This is a genomic window from Kitasatospora sp. NPDC034533 (assembly GCF_055575155.1).
The window spans coordinates 203,521-226,372 of the sequence record NZ_JBVITE010000004.1; the positions used below are offsets into that span (position 1 = coordinate 203,521).

The 22,852-nt window shown below is 74.9% G+C and carries 16 protein-coding genes and 2 pseudogenes; 10 read left to right on the forward strand and 8 right to left on the reverse strand.

Translation table 11 applies throughout. The features are described from left to right. Window positions 1-289 precede the first annotated feature (289 nt). The 5 genes from ACZ55U_RS05175 (at window position 290) to ACZ55U_RS05195 (ending at window position 11,382) form a co-directional block, all read left to right on the forward strand. Complete coding sequence (locus tag ACZ55U_RS05175; RefSeq protein WP_465522577.1) at window positions 290-3,448, forward strand: non-ribosomal peptide synthetase; 3,159 nt, start codon at window positions 290-292, stop codon at window positions 3,446-3,448. Beyond that, entirely contained in the window at window positions 3,445-4,620 is a 1,176-nt protein-coding gene (locus ACZ55U_RS05180; RefSeq protein WP_465522579.1) for an acyl-CoA dehydrogenase family protein, read from the forward strand. The genes ACZ55U_RS05175 and ACZ55U_RS05180 overlap by 4 nt, the downstream gene beginning before the upstream one ends. 27 nt (window positions 4,621-4,647) lie before the next feature. Next, the gene (locus tag ACZ55U_RS05185) at window positions 4,648-6,465 is read left to right on the forward strand and encodes a non-ribosomal peptide synthetase (protein ID WP_465522581.1); all 1,818 of its coding nucleotides are present in this window, start codon (window positions 4,648-4,650) and stop codon (window positions 6,463-6,465) included. A 271-nt stretch (window positions 6,466-6,736) separates the two neighbouring features. Continuing rightward, window positions 6,737-8,602, forward strand: coding sequence for a non-ribosomal peptide synthetase (locus tag ACZ55U_RS05190; protein WP_465522583.1), 1,866 nt, complete (start codon window positions 6,737-6,739; stop codon window positions 8,600-8,602). Continuing rightward, window positions 8,599-11,382 (forward strand): condensation domain-containing protein, encoded by a 2,784-nt coding sequence (locus ACZ55U_RS05195; protein ID WP_465522585.1) that lies wholly within the window; start codon window positions 8,599-8,601, stop codon window positions 11,380-11,382. The genes ACZ55U_RS05190 and ACZ55U_RS05195 overlap by 4 nt, the downstream gene beginning before the upstream one ends. 50 nt (window positions 11,383-11,432) lie before the next feature. On the opposite strand, the gene ACZ55U_RS05200 is transcribed toward ACZ55U_RS05195, so the two are convergent. Continuing rightward, window positions 11,433-11,909, reverse strand: coding sequence for a hypothetical protein (locus tag ACZ55U_RS05200; RefSeq protein ID WP_465522587.1), 477 nt, complete (start codon window positions 11,907-11,909; stop codon window positions 11,433-11,435). 138 nt (window positions 11,910-12,047) lie between these two features. On the opposite strand from ACZ55U_RS05200, the gene ACZ55U_RS05205 reads away from it, so the two are divergent. Next, window positions 12,048-12,881, forward strand: a complete 834-nt coding sequence (locus tag ACZ55U_RS05205) for an SDR family oxidoreductase (protein WP_465522589.1) — start codon at window positions 12,048-12,050, stop codon at window positions 12,879-12,881. Between the two features lie 82 nt (window positions 12,882-12,963). On the opposite strand, the pseudogene ACZ55U_RS05210 reads toward ACZ55U_RS05205, so the two are convergent. Further along, window positions 12,964-13,365, reverse strand: a pseudogene (locus ACZ55U_RS05210) (VWA-like domain-containing protein); the annotation flags it as partial. Between the two features lie 329 nt (window positions 13,366-13,694). On the opposite strand from ACZ55U_RS05210, the gene ACZ55U_RS05215 reads away from it, so the two are divergent. The 3 genes from ACZ55U_RS05215 (at window position 13,695) to ACZ55U_RS05225 (ending at window position 16,188) form a co-directional block, all read left to right on the forward strand. Beyond that, a complete protein-coding gene (locus ACZ55U_RS05215; protein WP_465522591.1) occupies window positions 13,695-14,531 on the forward strand; it encodes a Rossmann-fold NAD(P)-binding domain-containing protein in 837 nt (278 codons plus the stop codon). A 179-nt stretch (window positions 14,532-14,710) separates the two neighbouring features. Beyond that, complete coding sequence (locus ACZ55U_RS05220; RefSeq protein WP_465522593.1) at window positions 14,711-15,313, forward strand: anthrone oxygenase family protein; 603 nt, start codon at window positions 14,711-14,713, stop codon at window positions 15,311-15,313. 179 nt (window positions 15,314-15,492) lie between these two features. Continuing rightward, window positions 15,493-16,188 (forward strand): polysaccharide deacetylase family protein, encoded by a 696-nt coding sequence (locus ACZ55U_RS05225; protein ID WP_465522595.1) that lies wholly within the window; start codon window positions 15,493-15,495, stop codon window positions 16,186-16,188. Window positions 16,189-16,312: 124 nt separating this feature from the next. Here ACZ55U_RS05225 and ACZ55U_RS05230 read toward each other — a convergent pair whose 3' ends face one another. After that, a complete protein-coding gene (locus ACZ55U_RS05230) occupies window positions 16,313-16,807 on the reverse strand; it encodes an anthrone oxygenase family protein (protein WP_465522597.1) in 495 nt (164 codons plus the stop codon). A gap of 200 nt (window positions 16,808-17,007) precedes the next feature. Between ACZ55U_RS05230 and ACZ55U_RS05235 the strand changes: the two genes are divergently transcribed. Next, window positions 17,008-18,015: an AraC family transcriptional regulator gene (locus ACZ55U_RS05235; protein ID WP_465522599.1), complete on the forward strand. Its 1,008-nt coding sequence runs from the start codon at window positions 17,008-17,010 to the stop codon at window positions 18,013-18,015. 679 nt (window positions 18,016-18,694) lie between these two features. Here the strand turns inward: ACZ55U_RS05235 and ACZ55U_RS05240 are convergent. The 5 genes and pseudogenes from ACZ55U_RS05240 to ACZ55U_RS05260 form a co-directional block, all read right to left on the reverse strand. Beyond that, window positions 18,695-19,357 (reverse strand): 4'-phosphopantetheinyl transferase family protein, encoded by a 663-nt coding sequence (locus ACZ55U_RS05240; RefSeq protein ID WP_465522601.1) that lies wholly within the window; start codon window positions 19,355-19,357, stop codon window positions 18,695-18,697. A gap of 5 nt (window positions 19,358-19,362) precedes the next feature. After that, a complete protein-coding gene (locus ACZ55U_RS05245; protein ID WP_465522603.1) occupies window positions 19,363-20,256 on the reverse strand; it encodes an alpha/beta fold hydrolase in 894 nt (297 codons plus the stop codon). Window positions 20,257-20,285: 29 nt separating this feature from the next. Then, window positions 20,286-20,756 carry a hypothetical protein gene (locus ACZ55U_RS05250; RefSeq protein ID WP_465522605.1) on the reverse strand — a complete coding sequence of 157 codons (471 nt, stop codon included), beginning with the start codon at window positions 20,754-20,756 and terminating at the stop codon, window positions 20,286-20,288. A gap of 169 nt (window positions 20,757-20,925) precedes the next feature. Continuing rightward, window positions 20,926-22,398 (reverse strand): FAD-binding protein, encoded by a 1,473-nt coding sequence (locus ACZ55U_RS05255; protein WP_465522607.1) that lies wholly within the window; start codon window positions 22,396-22,398, stop codon window positions 20,926-20,928. An 88-nt stretch (window positions 22,399-22,486) separates the two neighbouring features. Further along, a pseudogene (locus ACZ55U_RS05260) lies at window positions 22,487-22,852 on the reverse strand (4-hydroxyacetophenone monooxygenase); the annotation flags it as partial.

Below are 22,852 nucleotides of genomic sequence, written 5' to 3' on the forward strand. Positions count from 1 at the left end.
CCGCCGGCCACGGAACCACCCCTGCCGGACCTTCCATCCCGCACACCTGACCCTGCGAACCCCGATCCCGCCCGCCCGAGCCCGCGGGCCCCGAACTCCCCACGACGGATCCGGCACCCGGATCCACCACGCCCGTCCGCGCGCACCGACACGCCGCCCGGACAGGCCCCCGGGCCGGGGGCCGTGCCTCACCCCGGCACGGCCCGGCCCACCGGCCGATGCGGCACCACCCCACGCCCGCATCCGGCCAGCGAAGTGACGACCAGCCCACCACGCAAGGGAGTTGACCATGTTCGCACTCTCTCCGTCACAGGAGATCGTCTGGCTGCACGAACAACTGCAGCCGGGCAGCCGCGCCTACAACTTCACCGCCGTCCTCGACCTGTGGGGCACCCTCGACCGGGACGCGCTGCACACCGGCCTGGCCGCCGTGCTGGCCCACCACCCCGGGCTGCGGCTGGAGTTGGTCCCCAGGCCGGAGGGCCTGCCCGGCCAGCGGGTCGTCGAGGACTGCGAACCGGAGCTGCGCCACAGCGACTTCAGCGCAGAGCGGGACCCGGAGGCCGCCTTCCGCCGGCTGCTCGCCGCGGAGGCCGGGGAACCGCTGGACACCGGGCGGGCGCCGGTGCTGCGCTGGCACCTGGTCCGGCTCGCCGGGGACCACCACCGGCTGATCCACGTCGAGCACCACCTCGTCCACGACGGCCACTCCTTCGCGATCCTGCTGCGCGACCTGTTCACCGTCTACCGCGCCACCGTCCTCGGTGAGCCGTACCGCCTGCCCGCCGCCCCCTCGTACGAGGAGCACGCCCGCGCCGCCGCCGACCTCCCCCGGGACCGCGCGCTGGACTTCTGGACCAGGGAACTGACCGACGCGCCTCGCGAGATCACGCTGCCCGGATTGGCCCGGCCGGGTGCCGAGCGGCGCCATCGGGGCGGTCAGCTGCGCCAGTCGATCGGCGCCGACCTCGCCGAGCGGCTGCGCGAGCGCGGCAAGGCGGACGGCCACACCCCGTTCAGCACCCTGCTCGCCCTGCTCGCCGAACTGCTGCGCCGGCACAGCGGCCACCGCGAACTCGTCATCGGCACGGCCGTCGGCAACCGCCCCGAGGGCTTCGAGGGCACCGTCGGCATGTTCGTCAACACCGTTCCGCTGCGCTTGAGGCTCGACCCGGCGGCCTCCGGTACCGAGGCCGTGGACGAGGCGACCGACGTCCTGCTCCGCGCCCTGCCGTACCAGGACCTGCCGGTCCAGGAGCTGACCCGCAGGCTCGGGTTGCACACCACCGGCGCCGACAACCCGCTGTTCAACGTGATGTTCAGCGCGCACGACGCGGCGCTTCCCGACGTCCAGGCCCCCGGGCTGGAGGTCTCGCTGTACGAGGGCTTCAACACCGGCACCACCCGCTTCGACCTCGACCTGGTGCTGTTGCCGGACGACCGCCGGGTGGTCGGCGAGAAGCACGGCGCCGCCGGGATGACCCTGGTCTGGGACTACGACGCCGACCTCTTCCGCGAGTCCGAGGCGGTGCTGCTGTCCGAGCGGCTGCTGGAGCTGCTGCGCTGCTACCTGGACCGCCCACAGGCGCCGATCGCCGACCTCGCCCCCGCGCTTGCGACCGAAGCCGAGACCGAGACCGAGGCCGAAGCCGAGGCCGGGGCCGAGGTCGGGGCCCGGAGGACCGCCCCGGCCGCCCCCGCCGTGCTGGACCCGGCCGCCGCCCACGACCCCGCCTCGCTCGCCCTGCTGGTCGGCTCCGAGCGGATCGGCTACGGCGAGCTGAACCGCCGGGTCGACGAACTGGTCGAGCGGCTGCGCTCCGCCGGGGTCGTCCCCGGCCAGCCGGTGGCCACCGTGCTACCGCGCGGCACGGACGGCGTGGTCGCCCTGCTGGCCTGCCTGCGGTACGGCGCCGTGTACGCGCCGCTGTCCACCGAGGACCCGGCCGCCCGGCTCGGCCTGCTGCTGGAGCGGCTGAGCCCGGCGCTCGTCCTGGCCACCCGGCAGAGCGCGCTGGCGCTGCCCGCCGAGGGCGTCACCCCCGCGCTGCTGGACGGTCCGGCCTTCCCCAAGGCCGAGCCCGCCGCCGTGCTGGACGGCGGCGCCTACGTGATCCACACCTCCGGCTCCACCGGCGTGCCCAAGCCCGTGCTGGTCGGCCGGGAGGCCCTCGCCGGGTACGTCTCCGCGATCGCCGCCCGCTACCGGCTCACCTCCGCCGACCGGGTGCTGATGTTCGCCCGGCCGTCCTTCGACGTGGCGCTGGAGGAGGTGCTGCCCACCCTCGCGGCCGGCGCCGCGCTGGTCGTGCCGCAGCGCGAGGTGCCCACCGGGCCCGAACTGGTGGCCGTGCTGGCCGCCCGCGGCGTCACCGTCGCCAACCTGCCGACCAGCTACCTGCTCGCCGTCCGCGAGGACCTGCGCGAGGCGCTGGACGACGGGCGCTGGACGCCCCGGCTGCTGGTGCTCGGAGGCGAGCGGCTGCCCGCCCGGGCGCTGGCCGGCCTGACCGGGGCCACCACCGTGCTGAACGCCTACGGCGTCACCGAGGCCACCGTCACCTCCACCGTCCACGAGGTCACGCCCGCCGATGTCGCCGAGGACGGCGAGATCCCGCTCGGCACCGAACTCGACGGCGTGCGCGTCCACGTCCTGGACGAGACCCTGCGCCCGCTGGCAGCCGGCTGCGTCGGCGAACTCGTCGTCGCGGGAGGCGCGTTGGCCGAGGGCTACCTGGGCCTGCCGGAGCCGACCGCGGCCCGCTTCGTGACCGTGCCCGCGCTCGGCGGGGCCCGCGTCTACCGCACCGGCGACCGCGGCTACCGCGATCTGGACGGGCGGCTGCGCTTCCTCGGCCGCGCCGACAACCAGGTCAAGCTGCGCGGCCACCGGATCGAGCTGGAGGAGATCGAGGCCGCGGCCTCCGCCGAACTCGGCGGCCGCTCCTGCGCGGTGCTGCTGCACACCGACCCGCGCACCGGCCCCCGCCTGGTCGGCTTCCTGGAGGGCGCCGACCGCCCCGACCAGGCCGCCCTGCACGAGGCGCTCTCCCGCCGGCTGCCCGGCGGACTCGTCCCGGCGAGCTGGACGGCCGTCCCCGCGATGCCCACCCTTCCCGGCGGCAAGCCCGATCGGGCCGCCCTCGCCCGCCTGGCCGCACAGGCCGCACAGGCCGCGGAGGCGGACGGGGCGGCGGAGACCGCGCCCAGCCGGTTCACCGACCCCGGCCAGCAGCTGATCGCCGCCGCCTGGCGCGAGGTGCTCGGCCACGACCGCTTCACCGCGGACTCGCACTTCTTCGAGGTCGGCGGTCACTCGCTGCTGGCCGCCCAGCTGGCCGCGTACCTGGAACCGCACCTCGGCAGCCGCCCGCCGTTGCGCACCCTGTTCCGCCACTCCGTGCTCGCCGACCAGGCCCGCGCCCTGACCGCAGGAGACGCCAAGTGACCGCCCCCTCCGCCGTCCTGGAGGACGGCCACCGCGAACTCGTCGAGGCTTTCGAATCCTTCGTGCGGCGCGAACTGGTGCCGCTGGCCGCCGAGTTGCCCGAGACCGCCGACCAGGTCCCGGCCGACCTGCGGTCCTACGTCCGCAAGCGCTCCGCCGCCCTCGGCTTCTACGCGGGCGACTACCCGGAGGAACTCGGCGGCGCCGGCATGCCGTTCACCGCCGTCGTCCTGCTGCACCACGCCGCCGGGCGCAGCGGCTGCGTGCTCGCCCCGTACGCGCTGGCCGGGTCCGACGGGCCCAGCCCGCTGCTGCGGCACGGCACCCCGGAGCAGGTCGAGCGCCACCTGGTCCCGCTGGTGCGCGGCGAGCAGACCCGCTGCCTCGCCCTCACCGAGCCGCACGCCGGCTCCGACGCGTTCCACCTCACCACCACCGCCGTGCGCACCGGCGAGCGCTGGGTGCTGAACGGGCGCAAGACCTTCGTCAGCAACGCCGAGCACGCCGGGATCGCGCTGGTCGTCGCCGCCACCGACCTCGGCGACGGCGCCGGCCCCACGGCCGGGGCCACCGCCTTCGTGCTGCCGATGGACCAGCCGGGACTGCGGATCGGCCAGCGCTACGAGGGCATGTCCGGCGAGCCGCTGTTCGAACTGCTGCTGGACGCGGTCACCGTCGGCCCGGAGGCCGTGATCGGCGGCGAGGAGGGCGTCGGCGCGGCCACCGCCCTGGCCATCGACAGCCTCTCGCGCGGCCGCCTGGTGGTCGCCGCGATGTGCAACGGAATCGCCGAGCACGCGCTGCGGATCGGCGTCGAGTACGCCAAGGACCGGCGCGCCTTCGGCCGGGTGATCGGCGACTACCAGCACGTCCAGGAGCACCTGGTCACCACCCGCGCCGAGGTCGAGGCCTCCAAACTGCTCACCCTCGCCTGCGCCCGGCTGGTCGACGAGGGCACCGAGTCGCCCGAGAACGCGGCGCTCGCCAAGCTCACCGCCTCGGAGGCCGCCGTGCGCGCGGTGGACCGCTCGCTCCAGGTGCACGGAGCCACCGGCTGGGTGCGCGGGCACCCGCTGGAGTTCCTGTACCGCTACGTCCGGATGACCACGATCATCGAGGGGACCTCGGAGGTCCAGAAGGTGATCATCGCCCGTTCCATGGGCCTGAACTGACGCTGCGTCACTCTCTCTGGAGCTGAGATGGAACACCTCGACGACTCGACGGGCACCCCCACACCCCCCAGCATCGGCTACGGCCGTCCGCACCAGGACGGCGCGGTGCTCGACCTGTTCACCAGCTGGGCGCACCGCACCCCGGACGCCCCCGCCCTGATCGACGGCGACCAGGTCTACAGCTACGCCGAACTCGACCGCCTCGCCGACACCGTGGCCGAAGCCCTGCGCGGCAGGGTCGGCCCCGGAGACCTGCTCGGCGTCTGCCTCGCCCACTCGGTCTCGCTGGTCGCCGTGACCCTGGCCGCCGCCAAGCTCGGCGCCGTCCACCTGCCGATCGGCCCGCGCCCCGGCGAGCGGCGGCTGCGCGCCGTCGCCGAACAGCTGCGCCCGGCCTGCCTGGTCGGCGAACCGGACCTGCTGCCGCCCGGCGGTGAGCGGCTGCCGCTGGACCTGCCCACCGGCGGCGTGGTGGCCGCCCTGACGCCCGGCGAGCAGGTACGCGTCCCGGTCGGCACCCACTACGCGGTGCTCACCTCCGGCTCCACCGGCACCCCGAAGGCCGTGGCCGTCACCGAACCCGCGCTCGGCGCGCTGCTGCGGTGGTACCGCGAGCTGACCGGCCTCGGCCCCGGCGAGCGGCACAGCCTGCTGATCGGCGTCGCCTTCGACCCGCACGTGCAGGAGCTGTGGGCCGGCCTCACCTCCGGGGCGGCCCTGGTCGTCGCCCCCGAGGCCGTGCGCTGGGACACCGGCGCGCTCACCGACTGGTGGCGGGAGGCCGGCATCACCGTGACCATCCTGCCCACCCCGTTGGCCGAACCCGTCCTCGGCCGGCCCTGGCCCGCGGGCCTGGCGCTGCGCCACCTGAGCATCGGCGGCGACCGGCTGCGCCGCGCCCCCGGGCCCGACGTCACCGCGACCGTCCACAACGCCTACGGCCCCGCGGAGGCCACTGTCACCACCACCGTCCACACCATGGCTCCCGGCGGCGACCACGGCGCCGGCGCCCCGCCGATCGGTCTGCCGATCGCGGGCGCCGTCCTGGTGGTCACCGACGAGGACGGCCGCCCGGTGCCGCGCGGCACCGCCGGCGAGCTGCGGATCGGCGGCCGAGGCCTGGCCGCCGGATACCTCGACCCCGAGCTGACCGCACGCCGCTTCGTCGACGCCCCCGCCGGCGTGGTGGGCACCGACCGGGTCTACCGCACCGGTGACCGGGTGGTCATGCGCCCCGACGGGGTGCTGGAGTTCCACGGCCGGCTGGACGACCAGGTCAAGGTCAGCGGCGTGCGGATCGAACCCGCCGAGGTCGAGGCCGCCTTCGAGCGCGACCCGCGGGTGCGCCGGGCGGTGGTCGCCGCCGAGCAGGAGCCGGCCGGCGGGGCCCGGCTGCTCGCCTTCGTCCAGGGCGAGGTGGGCGCCGACCCCGGGGCGCTGCTCGCCGCCGTGCGCCCCTGGCTGCCCGAGCAGGCCGTGCCCTCCTCCGTCCGGCTGGTCGAGCGCTTCCCGCTGGACGCCAACGGCAAGGTGGACCGCCGGGCGCTGCTGGCCGAGGCGCGGTCGTCGGCTCCGGTGCCGGTGCCGGCCGCCGAGGAGGCGGACGGTCCGGTCGAGCGGACCGTGCTGGAGCTCTGCCGCGAGCTGATCGGCCGAGCCGACCTCGGGCCGACGGACAACTTCCTGGCCTCAGGCGGCAATTCGCTCGCTGCGGCGCGACTGCTGGAGGGCCTGGAGAACGCGTACGGGGTGCGGCTGCGCGCCCCCCTGGTGCTGCGCCAGCCGGACCTGCGGGCCGTGGCCCGGCTGGTCGAGGAGCGGATGGCCGCCGTGGAGCGGGTCTGACCCGTCCGCCGCCCGCCGATCCGCAAGCGCGCCGTTCCGGACACGCGCCGTTCCGGACACGCGCTGATCCGGGGCGCGCCGATCCGGACAGGCACCGATCCGGAAGCACGCCGATCCGAAGCGCCGAGATCCGACGGGACCCGTCGGACGCGCGCCGATCCGAGGCCGACCGTCGGAGCCGCCCTGACCGTGGCAAGTCCGACCCCGCCCGAACCTCCTCAGCAGGGCGCCCCGGTCCCACCCGGCCGGGGCGCCCGGAAGGAACACCGCCATGACCCCTCCTCCCGCCGTGACGAACCCGCCGACTCCGTCCGCCCCGCCCGCGTCGTCCACCCTGCCCGCGTCGTCCACCCCGCCCGCCTTGTCCGCCCTGCCCACCATGCCCGCCCTGATCGCCCGGCAGACCGAGCGGCAGCCCGACGCGCTCGCCGTGACCGACGGCTCCACCGTCCTGACCTACCGCGAACTCATGGACGCCGCAGGGCGGTTGGCCGCCGAACTGGCCGCCCGGGGGATCGGCCCCGGCAGCGCCGTCGGCCTGCTCTGCGCCCGCTCCACCCGGCTCGTCGTCGCCCAGCTCGCCGTCTGGCGGGCCGGCGCCCTGGTCGTCCCGCTCGACCCGGCCTACCCCCGCCCCCGGATCGCCGAGATGGCCGCCGACGCCGACGTCCGGCTCGTCCTCGGTGACAAGGGGCTGCTCGCCGAGGCCGGGTTCCCCGAGGAGCGCACCCTGGTGCTGACCGAGCGCGGCACCGAGTCCACCGACCTCGTGACGACGCCCGACGCCGCCGAACCGGCCGCGCCCGCCCTGCTCTACTACACCTCCGGCTCCACCGGCCGCCCCAAGGGCGTCCTCGTCCCGCACCGCGCCGTCGCCGACCTGGTCACCGCCGAGGACGCGATCGCCCTCGGCCCACGCGACCGGATGCTCTTCCACTCCACCGTGTCCTTCGACGCCGCCACCCTCGAACTGTGGGCCCCGCTCGCCCGGGGCGCCGCCGTGGCCGTCTCCCCGAGCGAGCGGCCCAGCGCCGAGGACCTGGTCCGCGACGTCGAGAGCTTCGGCGTCACCACCGTCTTCCTCACCACCGCGCTCTTCCACCACCTGGCCGCCCGGCGCTCCCGGATCTTCGGGGTGCTGCGCACCGTGGTCGTCGGCGGCGAGGCGATCTCCGCCGAGCACGCGGGCGCCGTGCTGCGGGCCTTCCCCTGGCTCGAACTGGTCAACGGGTACGGGCCGACCGAGGCCACCACCTTCACCACCCTGCACCGGGTCACCCGGGCCGACTGCGCCGGCTCCGTCCCGATCGGCCGGACCTTCGGCGGCGCCCGCGCCCACGTCCTGGACGAGCGGCTCGCACCGGTGGCGCCGGGCGCCGTCGGTGAACTGTGGATCGCCGGCGACCGGCTGGCCCTCGGCTACCTCGGCCGGCCGGAACTGACCGCCGAGCACTTCCGCGAGCTGCCGGGCATCGGGCGTGCCTACCGCAGCGGCGACCGGGTCCGCCTGCTCCCGGACGGCTCGCTGGAGTACCACGGGCGCACCGACGACCAGGTCAAGGTGCGCGGCTACCGGATCGAACCGGGCGAGGTGGAGCACGCGCTGCTCCAGCTGCCCGAGGTCGCCGAAGCGGCGGTCGTCGTCCGCCGGGCCGGGCAGCCAGACGCCGCGCTCACCGCCTGCCTGGTGCTCGCCGAAGGGGCCCGCCCGGCCGTCGAGGCACTGCGCGCCCGGCTCGCCGAGCAGCTGCCCGCCCACCTGGTCCCCACCGCCTGGACCGTGCTCGCCGCCCTGCCGCTCACCGGCAGCGGCAAGGTGGACCGGCGGGCGCTCGCCGCCGACGAGCCCGCCGGTACGGGACCGGCCGCCGAGGCCGAACTCGGCCCGATCCAGCAGGTCGTCGCCGAGGCGTGGAGCCGGGCCCTGGAACGCCCGATCACCGACCCGGCCGCCGACTTCCTCGCCGAGGGCGGGCACTCGCTGCTCGCCATGTGGGTGGTGGACGACCTGCGGGAGGACCTGGGGGTCGAACTGTCGCTCGCCGACTTCCTCGCCCACCCGACCGTCGCCGCCCAGGCCGATCTGCTGGAACGCGCCCTACGGGCCGCCGACGACACCCCGGGAGCCGGCCGATGAGCACCGTCGACCAGGCCGAGCTGCTGCGCCGCGCCCGCGCCCGTGGCCGCCGTGCCGCCGCCCGTCCCGTGGTGCACGGCGACCCGGCCCCGCTGTCGCACGCCCAGCAGCGGATGTGGCTGATGGAGCGCCTCGGCCAGGGCGGAGCCCTCTACAACGTGCCGATCGTCACCCGGCTGCGCGGCCCGCTCGACCGCGCGGCCCTCGCCACCGCGCTCACCGGCCTGACCGAGCGGCACGCCGTGCTGCGCACCCGCTACCCGCACCGGGGCGAGCAGCCGTACCAGCAGGTGGACCCGGTCACCCCGGTGCCGCTGCCGGTGCTGGACGCCACCGGTCCGGAGCAGCTCGCCGAGGAGGCCGCCCGACCGTTCGACCTCGCCACCGGCCCGGTGCTGCGCGCCCTGCTCCTGCGGCACGGGCCCGAGGACCACACGCTCGTCCTGACGATCCATCATATCGCGGTGGACGGCGGCTCCTTGCGCTTCCTCGCCGCCGATCTCGCCGAGCTGTACCGCGCCGCACGCGACGGCGGGCCGGACCGGCTCCCGCCACCGGCACCCGCGTACGCCGAGTACGCCCGCCAGGAGCGCGCCCGGGACGCCGAGCTGACGGCCGCCGCCGCCACCCTCGCCGCGGGGCTCGCCGGAGCGCGACCGCTGCCGCTGCTGCGGCCCGTCCCGCCCGGCGCCCGCGAGCGGCGCGCCGCGCTGCACACCGCCCCGCTGGAGCCGTCGGTGCTGGAAGGGCTGCGCGGCCTCGGCACACGGCACGGCACCACGCTGTACACCGTCGTGCTCGCCGCCGCGTTCGCCGCGCTGCACAACGCCTCCGGGCAGGGCGACCTCGTCCTGGGCTGCGCGAGCGGCCACCGTGCGCGGCCCGAGTTCCGCCGGACGGTCGGGCTCGCGGTCAACACCCTCGCCGTGCGGGCGAATCCGTCCGACGGGACGTCGTTCGCCGAACTGCTCGGCCTGGTCCGCACCGCCCTGCTCGACGCGCAGCGGCACCACGAGGTGCCCCTCGACCTGGTGATCGAGCGGCTCGGAGCGGCCGCGCGCGGCGCGGACGGCACCCCGTTGCTCTCGGTCAGCTGCGACCTGTTGCAGATCACCGACCCGCTGGTGCTGCCGGGCCTGGACACCGAGAACGTGGAACTCGACCTCGGATTGGCCAAGTTCGCCCTCACCCTGCTGGTGGAGGACGGCCCGAAACCGCGCGTGCTGGTGCAGCACGACCGGGACGCGCTGGACCCGGACACCGCGGCCCGGCTGCTCGATGGCTTCGCCGCGCTGCTCGCCGCCGTGGTCGAGGACCCGGACCGGCCGCTGTCCGACCTGCCCGGCGACCGGCTGGTGGCCGCCGAACACCCCGTCGTGGAGGGCCTGTTGGCCGATCCTGCGGTGGTGGAGGCCGCGGTGGTCGAGAACCCCGACGGTCCGCCGCTCGCCTTCGCGGTGGTGCGCGGGCCGGTCACCCCGAGCGGAACCGCCCTGCGGAACGCCCTGCGCGGGCGCCTCCCGGTCGCCGAACTCCCGCGCGCGGTCACCCTGGTGGACGCCCTTCCCCGCCACCCCGACGGTACCCCCGACCGCGAACGGCTGCCCGGCGCGGTCGCCGCGGAGCAGGGGCCGGTGGAGGTGGTGCGGCAGGTGTTCGGTGAGTTGCTGGGGGCGGTTCCGCCGGTGGACGGGGACTTCTTCACGCTGGGTGGGCATTCGCTGGTGGCGGTGCGGCTCGCGGAACGGTTGCGGGCCCGGGTGGGGTTGCCGTTGACGGGTCTGGACGTCCTGGAGCAGCGCACCCCGCGTGCGCTGGCCGTCCTGCTGGCCGCCCGCGCGCAGGAGCGCCGCGCCGCGCTGGACCGGACCGGCGCCCGCCCGCGGAGCGTCGGCGCACGTACCGGCACCGTGCTGCTCACGGGCGCCACGGGCGGGGTCGGCGCGGCGGTGCTCCAGGAGCTGATGGCCCAGGGCCGGCCGGTCCGGGTGCTCGTCCGGCCCGAGTCCGCGCACCTGCCCGCCCTCAACGGCGCCGAGGTGGCGGAGGGCGACCTCGGCGACCTCGACAGCCTGCGCCGGGCCGTCGAGGGCGTCGACGCCGTGATCCACTCCGCCTGCACCTTCACCGACCACGCCACCGACCTCGCCGCGATGCGCGCGTTGGTCGACGGCTGGCGCGGCGGCCCGTTCGTGTTCGTCAGCAGCATCGACGCGTACGGCCGCCCGCCGGGCACCGAGGTCCCCGACGGCGGGCCCGGTGGCGGGCCGGTCACCCCGTACGGGCAGGCCAAGCTGGACTGCGAGCGGATCCTCTTCGAGGCCGCCGCCACCGGCCGCGGCCCGGCCACCGCCGTCCGCGCCCCGATCGTCTGGGGCCCGCACCCCCGTCTGCGCGACCAGCTCCGCTGGGGCTCCACCACGGCCCTCTACCAGGCCGCCCTGGCCGGTCGGCCGATCGACGTGCCGGCCGGCGACGAGTGGTGCGGCGCCTCCTGGGTGCACGCCGCCGCCCTGGCCCGCGCCCTCACCGCCTGCCTCGCCCCGGACCACCCCGCCGCCGGCCGGGTCGTCAACGCGGTGAGCGGACACGTCTCCTGGGCCGAGCTCGCCGCCGAACTGGTCCGCCTGCTCGGCTCCACCAGCCCGATCCGCGCCACCCCCGACGCCGAGGAGGAACTCCGCCGCCCCTGGCGCTACCGGGCGGACACCCTGGCCGGCCCCCTCGCCCCCGAACCGGGCGAGGACTGGCGCGGCGTCCTGGCGGCCATGGTCCGCTGACGCCCCCCACTGGGCGGGGGAGCCGGGTTCGCCGGTCTCCTCCGCCCGCGTCAGCGGAGCCGGCGCAGGCGGTCGGCCGCGACGTTGCGGATGCGCCGGGCGCGGCCACCGTCGGCGAGGAGGACCAGGACCGGCCGGTCCGACGACCTCTCCGCGAGGCGCTCCTGGAGCCAGCTGCCCGCGGTGAGCAACTGGTCCTCCTCCCAGGGTTCACCCAGGGTCACCGCCCGCAGCAGCGCCCAGTCCCGCAGCCGCCGCACCGCGAAGTCGTCGCCCGTCACCGCGCCCGCCAGTTCCCGGTGCCAGGCCGGGAAGCCCGGGTCCGTCAGCAGCTCGGCCGCCCGCCGGTCCAGGTACTCGCAGACCGCGCTGCTGCCCATCGAGGGTTCGGGGTCGGTGAGCACCCGGGCCACGAGGCCGGCCGCGTCCTCGGGTGCGACCTCCGCGAAGGCCCGGCGGTACCGGGCGAACCGCACGTGCTCGTCCGGCTCGAAGCCGGCGGCGCCGACCGCGACTGTCTCTGTCACCGAGGGTTCCTCTTCCTCTTCCGTCCTGCCGTGTTCGGCCGCCTGATTCTCGCGCGGCTCCGGCGATCTTCTTGACCTCAAGTCCGATTGAGGTCCTAGCCTCGGCCGGGCGTGTCGTCAAGTGGCGGGAGACAGCTCATGATTCTGGTGACAGGCGCGACCGGCAACATCGGAAGGGCGCTGCTCGACGAGCTGTGCGCCTCCGGCGCGGGCCCCGTCCGGGGGCTCACCCGGGACGCCGCCCGGGCGCGGCTTCCCGCCGGGGTGGAGGTGTGCGAGGGCGATCTCGCCGATCCGGCCTCCCTGGCGCCCGCCCTCGACGGGGTGCGCTCGCTGTTCCTGGTGTCGCGGATCGGCTCCGATGCCGGCCTCCTCGACGCCGCCCGCGACTCGGGGGTCGAGCACGTGGTGCTGGTGTCGTCCATCGCCGTGCAGACGCACCCCCACCTGGGCCCCGCCCGCGAGAACGCGGCCGTCGAGCGGCTGCTCCGGGACAGCGGCATGGCGTGGACGGTGCTGCGGCCGACGCAGTTCGCCTCGAACGCCCTGTGGTGGGCGGCGACGATCCGCGAGCGCCGGACCGTACGGGTGCCGTACCCGGACACCGGGCTGCCGACCATCCACCCGGCGGACATCGCGGCGGTGGCGCGGGTGGCGCTGACCGAGCCCGGCCACCGGGGACGCACGTACGCGCTGACCGGCCCGGAGCGGGTGACGGCCCGACAGCAGCTGGAGGCCGTCGCGGCGGCCCTCGGCCGGGAGGTGCCCGTCGCGGAGGCCGGCCGGGAGGAGGCCCACCGGCAGCTGGCCGCAGTCCTGGGGCCCGAGGCCGCGGACGCGGTGCTCGACCTGACGGGCGGGGACGTCAACGACGAGCTGCTGGCGGTGCGCGACACCGTCGAGCGGGTCACCGGATCCGCGGCCCGGCCGTTCCACCGCTGGGTCCCGGAGAACCTCGCCGCCTTCCGCTGAGCCGCGTGCCGTCGGGCCTCCTTCCGCCGATCCGCCCCGCCTCGCCCCCCCCGCCCCAGGCCGCCCGCCCGGCGCCGGTCGCTCAGCCGATGGTCACCACCCGGGCCCACTCCGGCGGGGTGTCCGGCCGGTAGTCCGGATCGGGTTCGGTGGAGCGGATCGGCCGCGGGGAGAGCCCGACCACCGTCCGGAAGGGCGGGGCGAGGTCGGGCCACGGGGTCTGGCCGACGGTCAGGACCACCACCACGTCCGGGCGGGGAATGGCCCGCAGCGCGGTGCGGAACCCGGCCCGCAGGTCCGTGCCGCCACCGCCGACCAGCGGGATGCCCTCGGCCCGGCAGAGCCCGTGGACGGCCTGGGCGGCGGCGTCGCAGGAGACCACACTGACCTGGTCGCGACGGCCGCCCACGGTCCGGCCGATCGCCGCGACCTCCAGCAGCGCACTGCCCAGCTCGTCGTCCGAGACCGACCCGGAGGTGTCGAGCGGAGTGGTCATCGCCGGGGAGCACAGCGCCCCGCGCCGCCGCCCGCCAGACGGTTCCCCCTCGGGGCCGGGTGCTCAAGGCCGGCTGGAGACGGGGTCGAGGCGGGTGGTTCGTGACGGCTTGGGTGTGTTCTGGTGGACGGCGGAGGGGGCGCGGCGCGGCGCAGGCCGTTCTGGACGCTCGCGCATGGAACTGAGTGCGGAGGCTATGGTCCGCCGACCCGCGGTGGCCTTGACTGGTGGACACGAGGACGGAGCGCGGGGTTCGGCAGAACCCCGGCGCGGTCCGGCGATCCGAACGGTTCCTACTCCGAATGAGGGTGATTGTCATGGCTGGTGTGGTCGATCTCGCGGTCGAGTCCGGTGTGGTGCTGGTGGTCGGTGGGACGGGGAAGACGGGCCGGCGGGTGGCGGAGCGGTTGGGTGCGCGGGGTTATGAGGTGCGGGTGGGGTCGCGTTCGGGTGCGGTGCCGTTCGACTGGCGGGACGAGGGGACGTGGGGTGCGGCGCTGGAGGGGGTGAGTGCGGCGTATCTGACGTATTACCCGGATCTGGCGTTTCCGGGTGCGGTGGAGGCGGTGGGGGCGTTCTCGCGGCTGGCGGCGGAGCGGGGGGTGGGTCGGCTGGTGCTGCTGTCGGGGCGTGGTGAGGAGGCGGCGGAGGCTGGGGAGAGGGCGGTGATGGGGTCGGGGGCCGCGTGGACGGTGGTGCGGTGTGCGTGGTTCAACCAGAACTTCGACGAGTCGTTCTTCCTGGAGCCGGTGCTGGCGGGGGAGTTGGCGTTGCCGGTGGGTGGTGCGGTGGAGCCGTTCGTGGACGCGGAGGACATCGCGGATGTGGTGGTGGCGGCGTTGACGGAGGCGGGGCATGCGGGGGAGGTGTACGAGTTGACGGGGCCGCGGTTGCTGTCGTTCGCGGATGTGGCGGGGGAGTTGTCGGCGGCGGTCGGTCGTGAGGTGCGGTTCGAGGCGGTGTCGCTGGAGGCGTACCGGGGGGTGCTGGAGGAGGCGGGGCTGCCGGCGGACTTCGCGGAGTTGTTCTCGGTGATCCTGGACGGCCGCAACGCGTCGCTGGGGGACGGGGTGTGGCGGGCGTTGGGGCGTGAGCCGCGGGACTTCGCCGACTACGCCCGTGCTGCCGCCGCCACGGGCGTGTGGAACGCGTGACCGCCCTCCAGTGCAACACCTGCCGTCCGTACGGCAGTTCAGTAGATCGTCGGTGCCGGGCGGCACCGACCCCCTGACCGACCACCCGGCCGCGGCCGGGGGCGGTGAGGAGGCCGGCGGCCCGGACACCGGGAGAGTCCCCGCACCGGGCGGGGACCGGGGAGACCGAAGGAATAGCCATGCCCTCCAATCAGACCGCTGCCCCTGCTTCCCACGCCGCCGCACAGCCCTTCACCGGCCTCGCGCCGGGCGGCGTGGCCTCGGCCGTACCCGGCACCCGGAGCAAGGCCGCCGGGCCGCTCCTGGTGGGTGCCACCATCACGATGGGCCTGATGGCGGGGTTGTTCTTCGCCTTCGACGTGTCGGTGATGCCGGGCCTGGCGGCCGGGGACGACCGCACGTATGTGACGGCGATGCAGCACATCAACAAGGCGATCGACGGGAACGGGCTGTTCGGCCTGGTCTTCGTCGGCGCGTTCCTCGCGACCGGTGTCGCCGCCTGGCTGCTGCACAAGTCGGGGCGGCGCCGGGCGGCGCTGTGGGCGGCGGGCGGGACGGCGCTGTACCTGGTGGCGCTGTTCGTGACCATGGGCGTCAACATCCCGTTGAACAACGAGCTGGCGGCGGCCGGCGACCCGTCGCAGATCCACGATCTCGCCGCCGTGCGGGCCAAGTTCGCGGACACCTGGGTGCCGGTCAACATGCTCCGCACCGCCCTGTGCACCGGCGGCCTGCTCGCCCTGACCCGCTCCCTGGTGCTCCACGGCCGCGCGGAGCGCTGAACGGCGCACCCCGCACCAGGCCCCCGGCGCGTACGTCAGCCGGGGGTCTTCGGCGTTCCCGGGCCCCGGCCCCGCCGCTGGCCGATTCCGTTCGCTCGCGACCGGCGGAGGGTCGCGGCGGGCGGGCCGTCCGGAGCAGACTGGCCGCGGCACCGGAGTTCCTACCTCAGGGGGCAGGCATGTCCGTACGACCCGGCAGGCGCACGGCGGTCGGCAGGCTCAGGGCCGCGGTCGGCGCGCTCGTCGTCGCGCTGGCGGCGGGAACGGCGGTCACCCTGCCCGCCGCCGAGGCGGAGGCGGCGGCCCCCAGGGCCGCCAAGGTGGTCTACCTGACCTTCGACGACGGCCCGAGCCCCGCCTACACGCCCAAGGTCCTGGCGACGCTGGCCCGTTACGGGGTGCGCGCGACCTTCTTCGAGATCGGGCAGAACGTCGCCGCCCACCCCTCGGTGACCGCGCAGGTCGCCAGGGCGGGCCACAGCGTGCAGAGCCACTCCTGGTCGCACCCGGACCTGCGCAGGCTCTCCGCCTCCGCGATCGACGCCCAACTGGCGGACACCGACAAGGCCGTCCGCGCGCGGACCGGCCGCACCCCGAGCTGCCTGCGCCCGCCGTACGGCGCCGTCAACAGCACGGTGCGGTCGAGGGCCGCGGCACTCGGCAAGCAGGTGGTGCTCTGGTCGGTGGACCCGGCGGACTGGTCCCGGCCCGGGACGGCCGCCATCAGGTCGCGGGTGCTGGACAAGGTCCGTCCGGGATCGGTGATCCTGCTGCACGACGGCGGCGGGGACCGCAGTCAGACGGTGGCCGCGCTGCCGGCGATCATCTCCACGCTCAAGGCGCGCGGGTACGCCTTCGCCGCCCTCTGCGGCTGACCGGCCGAACCGGTCGGCGGCAGAGGACGGCTGGGGTCGCGCTCCGGACCCCTCGTGTTCCGGGCTTTGCGCTCCGGGCCCTTCGTGATCCGGGCTTCGCGCTCCGCGTCGCCCGTTCGGTGGTTCAGCTCTGCCCGTTGAGGACCAGCGCCCACGCGAGACAGCCCAGGGCGGCGGTCGACAACAGCGCGCGCAGCACGTTGAAGCGCACCCAGCGCGCCTCGAATCGGCCGCGCACCGCGGCCGGGTCGGCGATCCGCTGCGCCGACCCGGCGGCTTCGAGCTCGTCGTTCAGCGGGATGTTGACCGAGCGGGTCACCCCGATCATCGCGACGTACAGCACCAGCGCGGCGATGGTCGCGGGCAGCACGTCGTGCCCGTCCGAGGGCAGGTGCAGGGCGACCGCGGCCGCCGTGGCGAGCAGGGCGCCGACGAAGCCCAGGACGAACCAGCCGTTCAGGATGGCCACGTTGACGCGCTGCATGACCTCGATGAAGGTCCGGTCCTCGACCCGCGCGAGCGCGGGCATGACCGAGCACGAGTAGGCGTAGAACAGTCCTGCGGTCAGTCCACAGGTGACGGTGGCCGCCACCAGGACGAGTGTGCGTGCCGTTTCCATCGTCGTGAGCCCCTCACTTCTCGCCGTCGGTGTCGCCGTACCGCGGTCGTCGTGTCTCGGTCGTCGTGTCTCGGTCCGTACGGTCCGTACCCCCGTGCGCAGATCATCCGGCATCCGGGCGGTGCGAGCCACCTCGGCCGCTCAAGAGGCCCTCAAATGACGAGGCGTCAAAGAATGTCCGGCCGTCTACACTTGAGGCCATGGACACTCTGACGGGACTCCTCGACGGCCCCAAGGCCCGTGGCGCGTTCCTGCTGCGCTCCATCCTCACCCCGCCCTGGTCGTTGCGGATCGAGGACCGGGCCCCGCTCTCGGTGGTGACGATGGTCCGCGGCGAGGCCTGGATCCTGCCCGAACGCGGGACGCCGCTGCTGCTGCACCCCGGGGACGTGGCGATCGTGCGGGGGCCGGAGCCGTACACGGTGGCGGACGACCCGGACACCCCGGTGGACGTGATCGTCGGGCCGGGCCAGGTCTGCACCAAGGGCGGGGTGGACGTCTCCGAGGTGATGTCGCTCGGGGTCCGCACCTGGGGCCAGGGACGGGAGGGCGACCTGGCCTCCTCGGTGGTGCTGTCCGGCACCTACCAGGCCGAGCACGAGATCGGCCAGCGGCTGCTCGGCTGCCTGCCCGCGCTGCTGGTCCGCCCGGCCGGCACCGGCGCCGACGACACCCTGGTGCACCTGCTGGCCGCCGAGATAGGGCGCAACGAGCCCGGCCAGGAGCTGGTGCTGGACCGCATCCTGGACCTGCTGGTGGTCTCCGTCCTGCGCGCCTGGCTGGCCGCCCCCGACTCCGGCGCCCCGGCCTGGTACCGCGCCCAGCACGACCCGGTGGTCGGCCCGGTGCTGCGGCTGATGCACGACGACCCGGCCACCGCCTGGACGGTCGCCGAGCTGGCCCAGCGGGTCGGCGTCTCCCGGGCCGGACTGGCCCGCCGCTTCACCGCCCTGGTCGGCGAACCCCCGATGGCCTACCTCGCGGGCTGGCGGCTGGCCGTCGCGGCGGACCTGCTGCGCGAGCCGGAGTGCACGGTCGCCTTCGCCGCGCGCAAGGTCGGCTACAGCAACGCCTTCGCCCTCTCGGCGGCCTTCAAGCGGGTGCGCGGCATCAGCCCGCAGGAACACCGCAGGCTGGCCGCAACGGGTGTCCCGGCGAAGCCGGTGGGCTTCTCCGGCCCGGCGGAGACGGTGATCCTGGCAGGCTGATCCTGGGGGCGGTTCGTTGCCCAACTCGGAACTATCTCAGTCTGGTTGACGTCATGGGGCCCGGCGCGGCCGAACCGCCGCCCGCAGAGGCCTTCACCCCGGTCGTCCCCTGCTCCGCCACGCGGCGCCGGGGACGACCACCAGGACGGCCAGGCTGACGAGCAGCAGCGGCATCAGGACGCCGAGGCCCGCCGGACCGTGCGGTCCGGGAAAGACCCAGCCGCGTCCCGGCGACGGCCGGAAGTGCGGTGCCGACGGCCGTACCGACGGCGAACCCCGCCGCGCACCGCCGCCTCCGTCAACGACCGGTGGGCGGCGAACGCCCCGGCCGAGACCTCCGGCGCGGCGGTGGCGAAGATGAGGACCGGCGGCGAACCCCTGGTCGGGGCAGTCGAGTCGGTCCGTCTCCGCCTCGGCGGCGCCCCAGGACTCCCGGGGCGGCATCGGCCTCGCGGTCACGGGGCTCACAGCGATCGCGTGAGAACGGCGCGCAACCCGACAGGACCGCCCCGACCCGCATCAGCCGTGCCGAGCCGGGCCGGGCCCGGCTCGGGGCGCGTGGAATCCGCAGGCGCGGGCATGGTCGGCTCCCGATGGCGCGGCGACGCGTGCGGTTCGAGCCTCGGGGAGCGCGCCCGCCGGCGCAGGAGTACGGATACTCGTCACCTCACGGGGAGCCTCAGGCGGCGGCCCGGTACGGCGGTAGCGCGAGGGCGGTGACGACCGTGCCGCGGTGCACGGCCCAGGAACCGGTGCGGGCGGCGGGGTGGTGCGGATGGCGGGCGGTGAACGTGCCGTCGGTGTGCACGGTGACGGCGATGGCCGCCAGCGGGGCCCAGGCACCGGTCAGCGGGTGGACGGCCTTGTAGGCGGCCTCCTTGGCGCTGAACAGGACGGTGTCCCAAGGGGTTTGGCCGGCGGGCAGCGCGGCGAGCGCGCGGCGCTCGGCCTCGCCGCTGACGAGCCGGAGCACGCCGCGGGGGAGTGGCCGGGCCGGCTCGGCGTCGATCCCGAGCGAGGTGTGGTGCCCGGTGGCGGCGACGGCGACGGCGGTGTAGCCGTCCGTGTGGGTGATGCTGCCCGCGATGCCCGCCGGCCACCGGGGCGCCCCGCCGGGCCCCGGAAGCAGCGGCACCGGCGGGTGCCCGAGGGTGCCGAGGGCCTGGCGGGCGAGCGCCCGGGCGGTGGCGAACTGCCGTCGGCGGCGCGGCGAACGGTCCCGGATGTACGCCTCCTCCAGGGGAAGCAACAGGCCCTCGGCGGGGGCGCCGAAGGCCTCGGCGCAGTGGACGTGGGGCGGCAGCAGCGCGGCCAGGACGGCGGCGGGGGCGGCGGTGGTCACGGGCGTCAGCGGCCGGCCGTGACCAGCAGGTGGGTGTGGCGGGCGACGTGCTGCGGAGCCTCCAGCGGCACCATGTGGCCGGTGCCGGGGATCCGGTGCGACTCGGCGTTCGGGAGCGACGAGGCGAGCGCCTGGCTGAACTCCGGCTTCACGATCTTGTCCTCGGTGCCGGTGATGACGACGGCGGGCGCGGTGATCCGGGCCAGGCCCGGGCGCAGGTCCATCTCCTGGGTCGAGGCGAAGCAGGCGGCCCGGGTGCCGGGCGGCGTCGCGGCGAACAGCCGGCGGTTGGCCTCCCGCGCCGTCAGGTCGGCGCTCGGCCCGTGCGTACCGGCGAGCAGGCGGCGGCCCAGCCACGGGGTCCGCAGGGCCCGGCTGAACAGCTTCGACCCCATCATCCTGACCTCGCTCGCGGGGGTGTTCTGCCCGTGGGAAGCGGTGGACACCAGGACGAGTCCACTCAGCCGTCCGGCACTTGAGGAACCCTGCCGGGCCGAGGGTCCGGACGCCCAGGCGAGCGCGGCGTAGCCGCCACCGGAGTGCCCCACCACCACGACCGGCCGCTCCGGTGGGGTGAGCGTGCCGACGACGGCATCGAGGTCCCGGGCGAGCCGGTCGATGCTGATCGGCTCCCGTCCGGCCGTCGACGAGGCGTGCGCGCGCTGGTCGTACGTGGCCACGGTGTGCCCGGCCGCCGCGAGCTGCTGCGCGGTGGTGTGCCAGACGCTCCGGGAGGCGGCCCAGCCGTGGACGAGCAGCACGAGCGGCCGGCTCGGGTCGGGTTCGTCCGGCCGGTGCACCGAGACGGCCAGCCGCGCGTGGTCGTCGGTGGTCACGGTGCGGTCGGTGGTGGTGACGGCGTGCCGGGCGGGGAGCGTGGCGATGTCGGTGATGGTCACGGCAGACCTCCTTTCGTCCGGTGTGCTTCCTACTTCTGGCTGTCGAGGTGCTTCTGGAGGTTGCTGAGGGCGTGCTGGGTCGCGGTGGTGTGCTTGCCGGTGAGGTTGCTCAGCTTGTGCAGCACCTTGGCCAGGCCGGTCGGCGTGGTGGCGAAGGTGATGGTGAGGAGCGTCTGGGTGTCGTTGTTGTGGGGGGTGAGGCGGTAGGTGGTGGTGCCCCGGAAATGGCCGGTGTGGGCCTGGGTGAGCTCGACGTCGGGGGTGACGTGGGTGGTGGTGGAGGTGAACCGGAGCTTGGGGCCGGGCTTTCCGACGCCGGCGGGGTGGATCGTGGTCGTGGTGGTGCCGCCCTGGTACTGGGGGCCGGTGGATCCGGGCCGGTGGGTGTTGTGGGGGTGCCACCAGGTGGTCTTGCCGTTGAGCTCGCTGACTATCGCGTCCCAGACGGCGTGGGTGGGGTGGCTGAGGATGGCTCGGTCGGTGTGGTGGATGGCGTGCACGGGAATCGGGCCTTTCCGTCGACGATGTGGGAGGCGGGGCGCGTTCGGGGGCCGGTAAACCGCCCGGTCGGGCGAGGGGCCTCGGCTTCCGGCTCGGACACGGTCGGTGGTGCCGTGCGCCGTGTCCGGATCCCGGGGTTGTTCTTCGAGAGCGGGTGGTTCTCCGGTGTCAGGAGAAGATGTTCTGGCCCGGCGTGAGGGTGTGGGTGGGGTCGTAGGCGTCCTTGGCGGCGGCCAGGGTGCCCCAGCGGGAGCCGTAGTGGCTCCGCCAGTCGGCGGGGGTCATGTTCGGGATGGCGCCGACGAGGTAGCGCTTCGCGCCGAGCTGGGTGGCCCGGTTGTAGAGGGCCCGGTTGCGGACGAGGGCGGGGGCCGGGTCGGTGTTCGGGTGGGGGAAGGCGAGGAAGTCGAAGAGGAAGGCGACGGGCTCGCTCGGGGTGATGGCGAGGGGATGGGTGAGCTTGCCGGTGTGGAAGGGGTAGCAGAGGAGGAGCCCGGCGCCGATGTCGTCGGGGGTGATCTGGGGGAGCGCCTCGGTGAGGAAGGTCTGGATGGTGGAGGCGGGGACGAAGAGGGAGAGCCAGGGCTTGGGGGCGTTCCAGTAGCCGAGGTCCTTGATGGTGTCGGCGAAGACGTCGGCGCGGTAGATGTAGTCGCGGTAGGTCTGGTCGGCGATGTCGGTACTGGTGGGAGTGAGACCGGCCAGGAGGGCGGTGGTGCTGGGCGGCGTCGTGTTGTAGTGGGCGACGGCCTCGATCTTGTAGCGGGGTGCCTGCCCGACGGGCTGGATGAGGACCTCGCCGACCTGGGAGGGGAAGCGGCCGTCGGCCAGGAGGGTCTGCTGGTCGGCCAGGAAGGTCGCGAGGTCGTCGTAGATGAGGGTGAAGACCAGGGCGCGGGCGGGCGCGGGGACGAGCTTGACGGTGGCGCGGGTGATGATCCCGACCTGGCCGGCGCCCGCGAGGGCGGCGTGGAAGAGGTCGGCGTTCCGGGTGGGGGAGGCGGTCAGGACGCGGCCGGTGCCGGTGACGATCTCGATGGACTCCACGGTGTCGGCCTGGAGGCCGTACTTGTGGACGGTGGAGCCGATGCCGCCGACGCTGATGGTGCCGCCGACGGACAGGTGCAGGTAGTCGGTCAGGCAGGGCGGCGTGAGGTTCCGCGCGAGGGCGGCCTCGGTGAGCTGGGCCCAGGTGACGCCGGCGTCGACGGTGGCGTTGGTGGCCGTGATCGCGTGGATCCGGTTGAGGGAACGGGCGTTGACGCTGATGCCGCCGGCGACGCCCGCCTGGCCGTAGTTGGAGTGTGATTCGAGGTCGCTCCCGGTGCCGCTCTGGCCGTTCATGGCGACCTTGAGCTGGTTGCGCCGGGCGAAGCCGATGATGGTGGCGATGTCCTGGGCGCCCGCGGGGTTGAGGACGGCGTACGGGGTGGTGCTGGTGAGGCGGCCGAAGTCCTGGGCGAACGCGGTGCGGGTGGCGGTGCTGGTCGTCAGGGTGCCCTGGAGCGCGGGGACCGGGGAGACGCGGCCGGCGGTGGCGTCGTCGGCGGTGGCCCAGGTGCGGGTGGTGGTGTTGAAACCGATGACGGTGGCGGCGGCGCCGGTGAGCAGGGCGCGCCTGGAGAGGCCGGTGCGGTTCATGCGGTGGGCCCTTCGAGGGTTGGTGGAGGGTGGCTTAAGTCGGCTTTATGACAGAGGAGTTCGGCGATCGATAGAAAGTGACGTTTTGTCAGTTTTCGGTGTGGTTGGTGTGGGTGGTGGTGGTGTAGTTGTGGAGGTCGAGGGTGTGGGTGTGGGTGCGGTAGCGCCAGGTGTAGGTGGGCCAGATGCTGGGGTTGTTGCCGTGGGTGTCGTGGTACCAGCTGGTGCAGCCGCCGGTGGTCCAGACGGTGTTCTTGAGGCGTTGCTGGAGGGTGTGGTTGTAGGTGTGCTGGGCTTCGGGGCGGACTTCGAGGGTGGTGAGGTGGTGGCGGGTGAGGGTGGTGAGGGCGGAGAGGATATAGGTGATCTGGGCTTCGATCATGACGGTTTGGGAGGAGTGGCCGAGGGTGGTGTTGGGGCCCAGGAGCATGAAGAGGTTGGGGAAGCCGTGGAT

Excerpts from the sequence above, each read along its gene's own strand:
- ACZ55U_RS05175 (WP_465522577.1), top strand. The coding sequence starts at position 290 with ATGTTCGCACTCTCTCCGTCACAGGAGATCGTCTGGCTGCACGAACAA.
- ACZ55U_RS05185 (WP_465522581.1), top strand. The coding sequence starts at position 4,648 with ATGGAACACCTCGACGACTCGACGGGCACCCCCACACCCCCCAGCATC.
- ACZ55U_RS05190 (WP_465522583.1), top strand. The coding sequence starts at position 6,737 with ATGACCCCTCCTCCCGCCGTGACGAACCCGCCGACTCCGTCCGCCCCG.
- ACZ55U_RS05195 (WP_465522585.1), top strand. The coding sequence starts at position 8,599 with ATGAGCACCGTCGACCAGGCCGAGCTGCTGCGCCGCGCCCGCGCCCGT.
- ACZ55U_RS05205 (WP_465522589.1), top strand. The coding sequence starts at position 12,048 with ATGATTCTGGTGACAGGCGCGACCGGCAACATCGGAAGGGCGCTGCTC.
- ACZ55U_RS05215 (WP_465522591.1), top strand. The coding sequence starts at position 13,695 with ATGGCTGGTGTGGTCGATCTCGCGGTCGAGTCCGGTGTGGTGCTGGTG.
- ACZ55U_RS05220 (WP_465522593.1), top strand. The coding sequence starts at position 14,711 with ATGCCCTCCAATCAGACCGCTGCCCCTGCTTCCCACGCCGCCGCACAG.
- ACZ55U_RS05225 (WP_465522595.1), top strand. The coding sequence starts at position 15,493 with ATGTCCGTACGACCCGGCAGGCGCACGGCGGTCGGCAGGCTCAGGGCC.
- ACZ55U_RS05230 (WP_465522597.1), bottom strand. The coding sequence starts at position 16,807 with ATGGAAACGGCACGCACACTCGTCCTGGTGGCGGCCACCGTCACCTGT.
- ACZ55U_RS05235 (WP_465522599.1), top strand. The coding sequence starts at position 17,008 with ATGGACACTCTGACGGGACTCCTCGACGGCCCCAAGGCCCGTGGCGCG.
- ACZ55U_RS05255 (WP_465522607.1), bottom strand. The coding sequence starts at position 22,398 with ATGAACCGCACCGGCCTCTCCAGGCGCGCCCTGCTCACCGGCGCCGCC.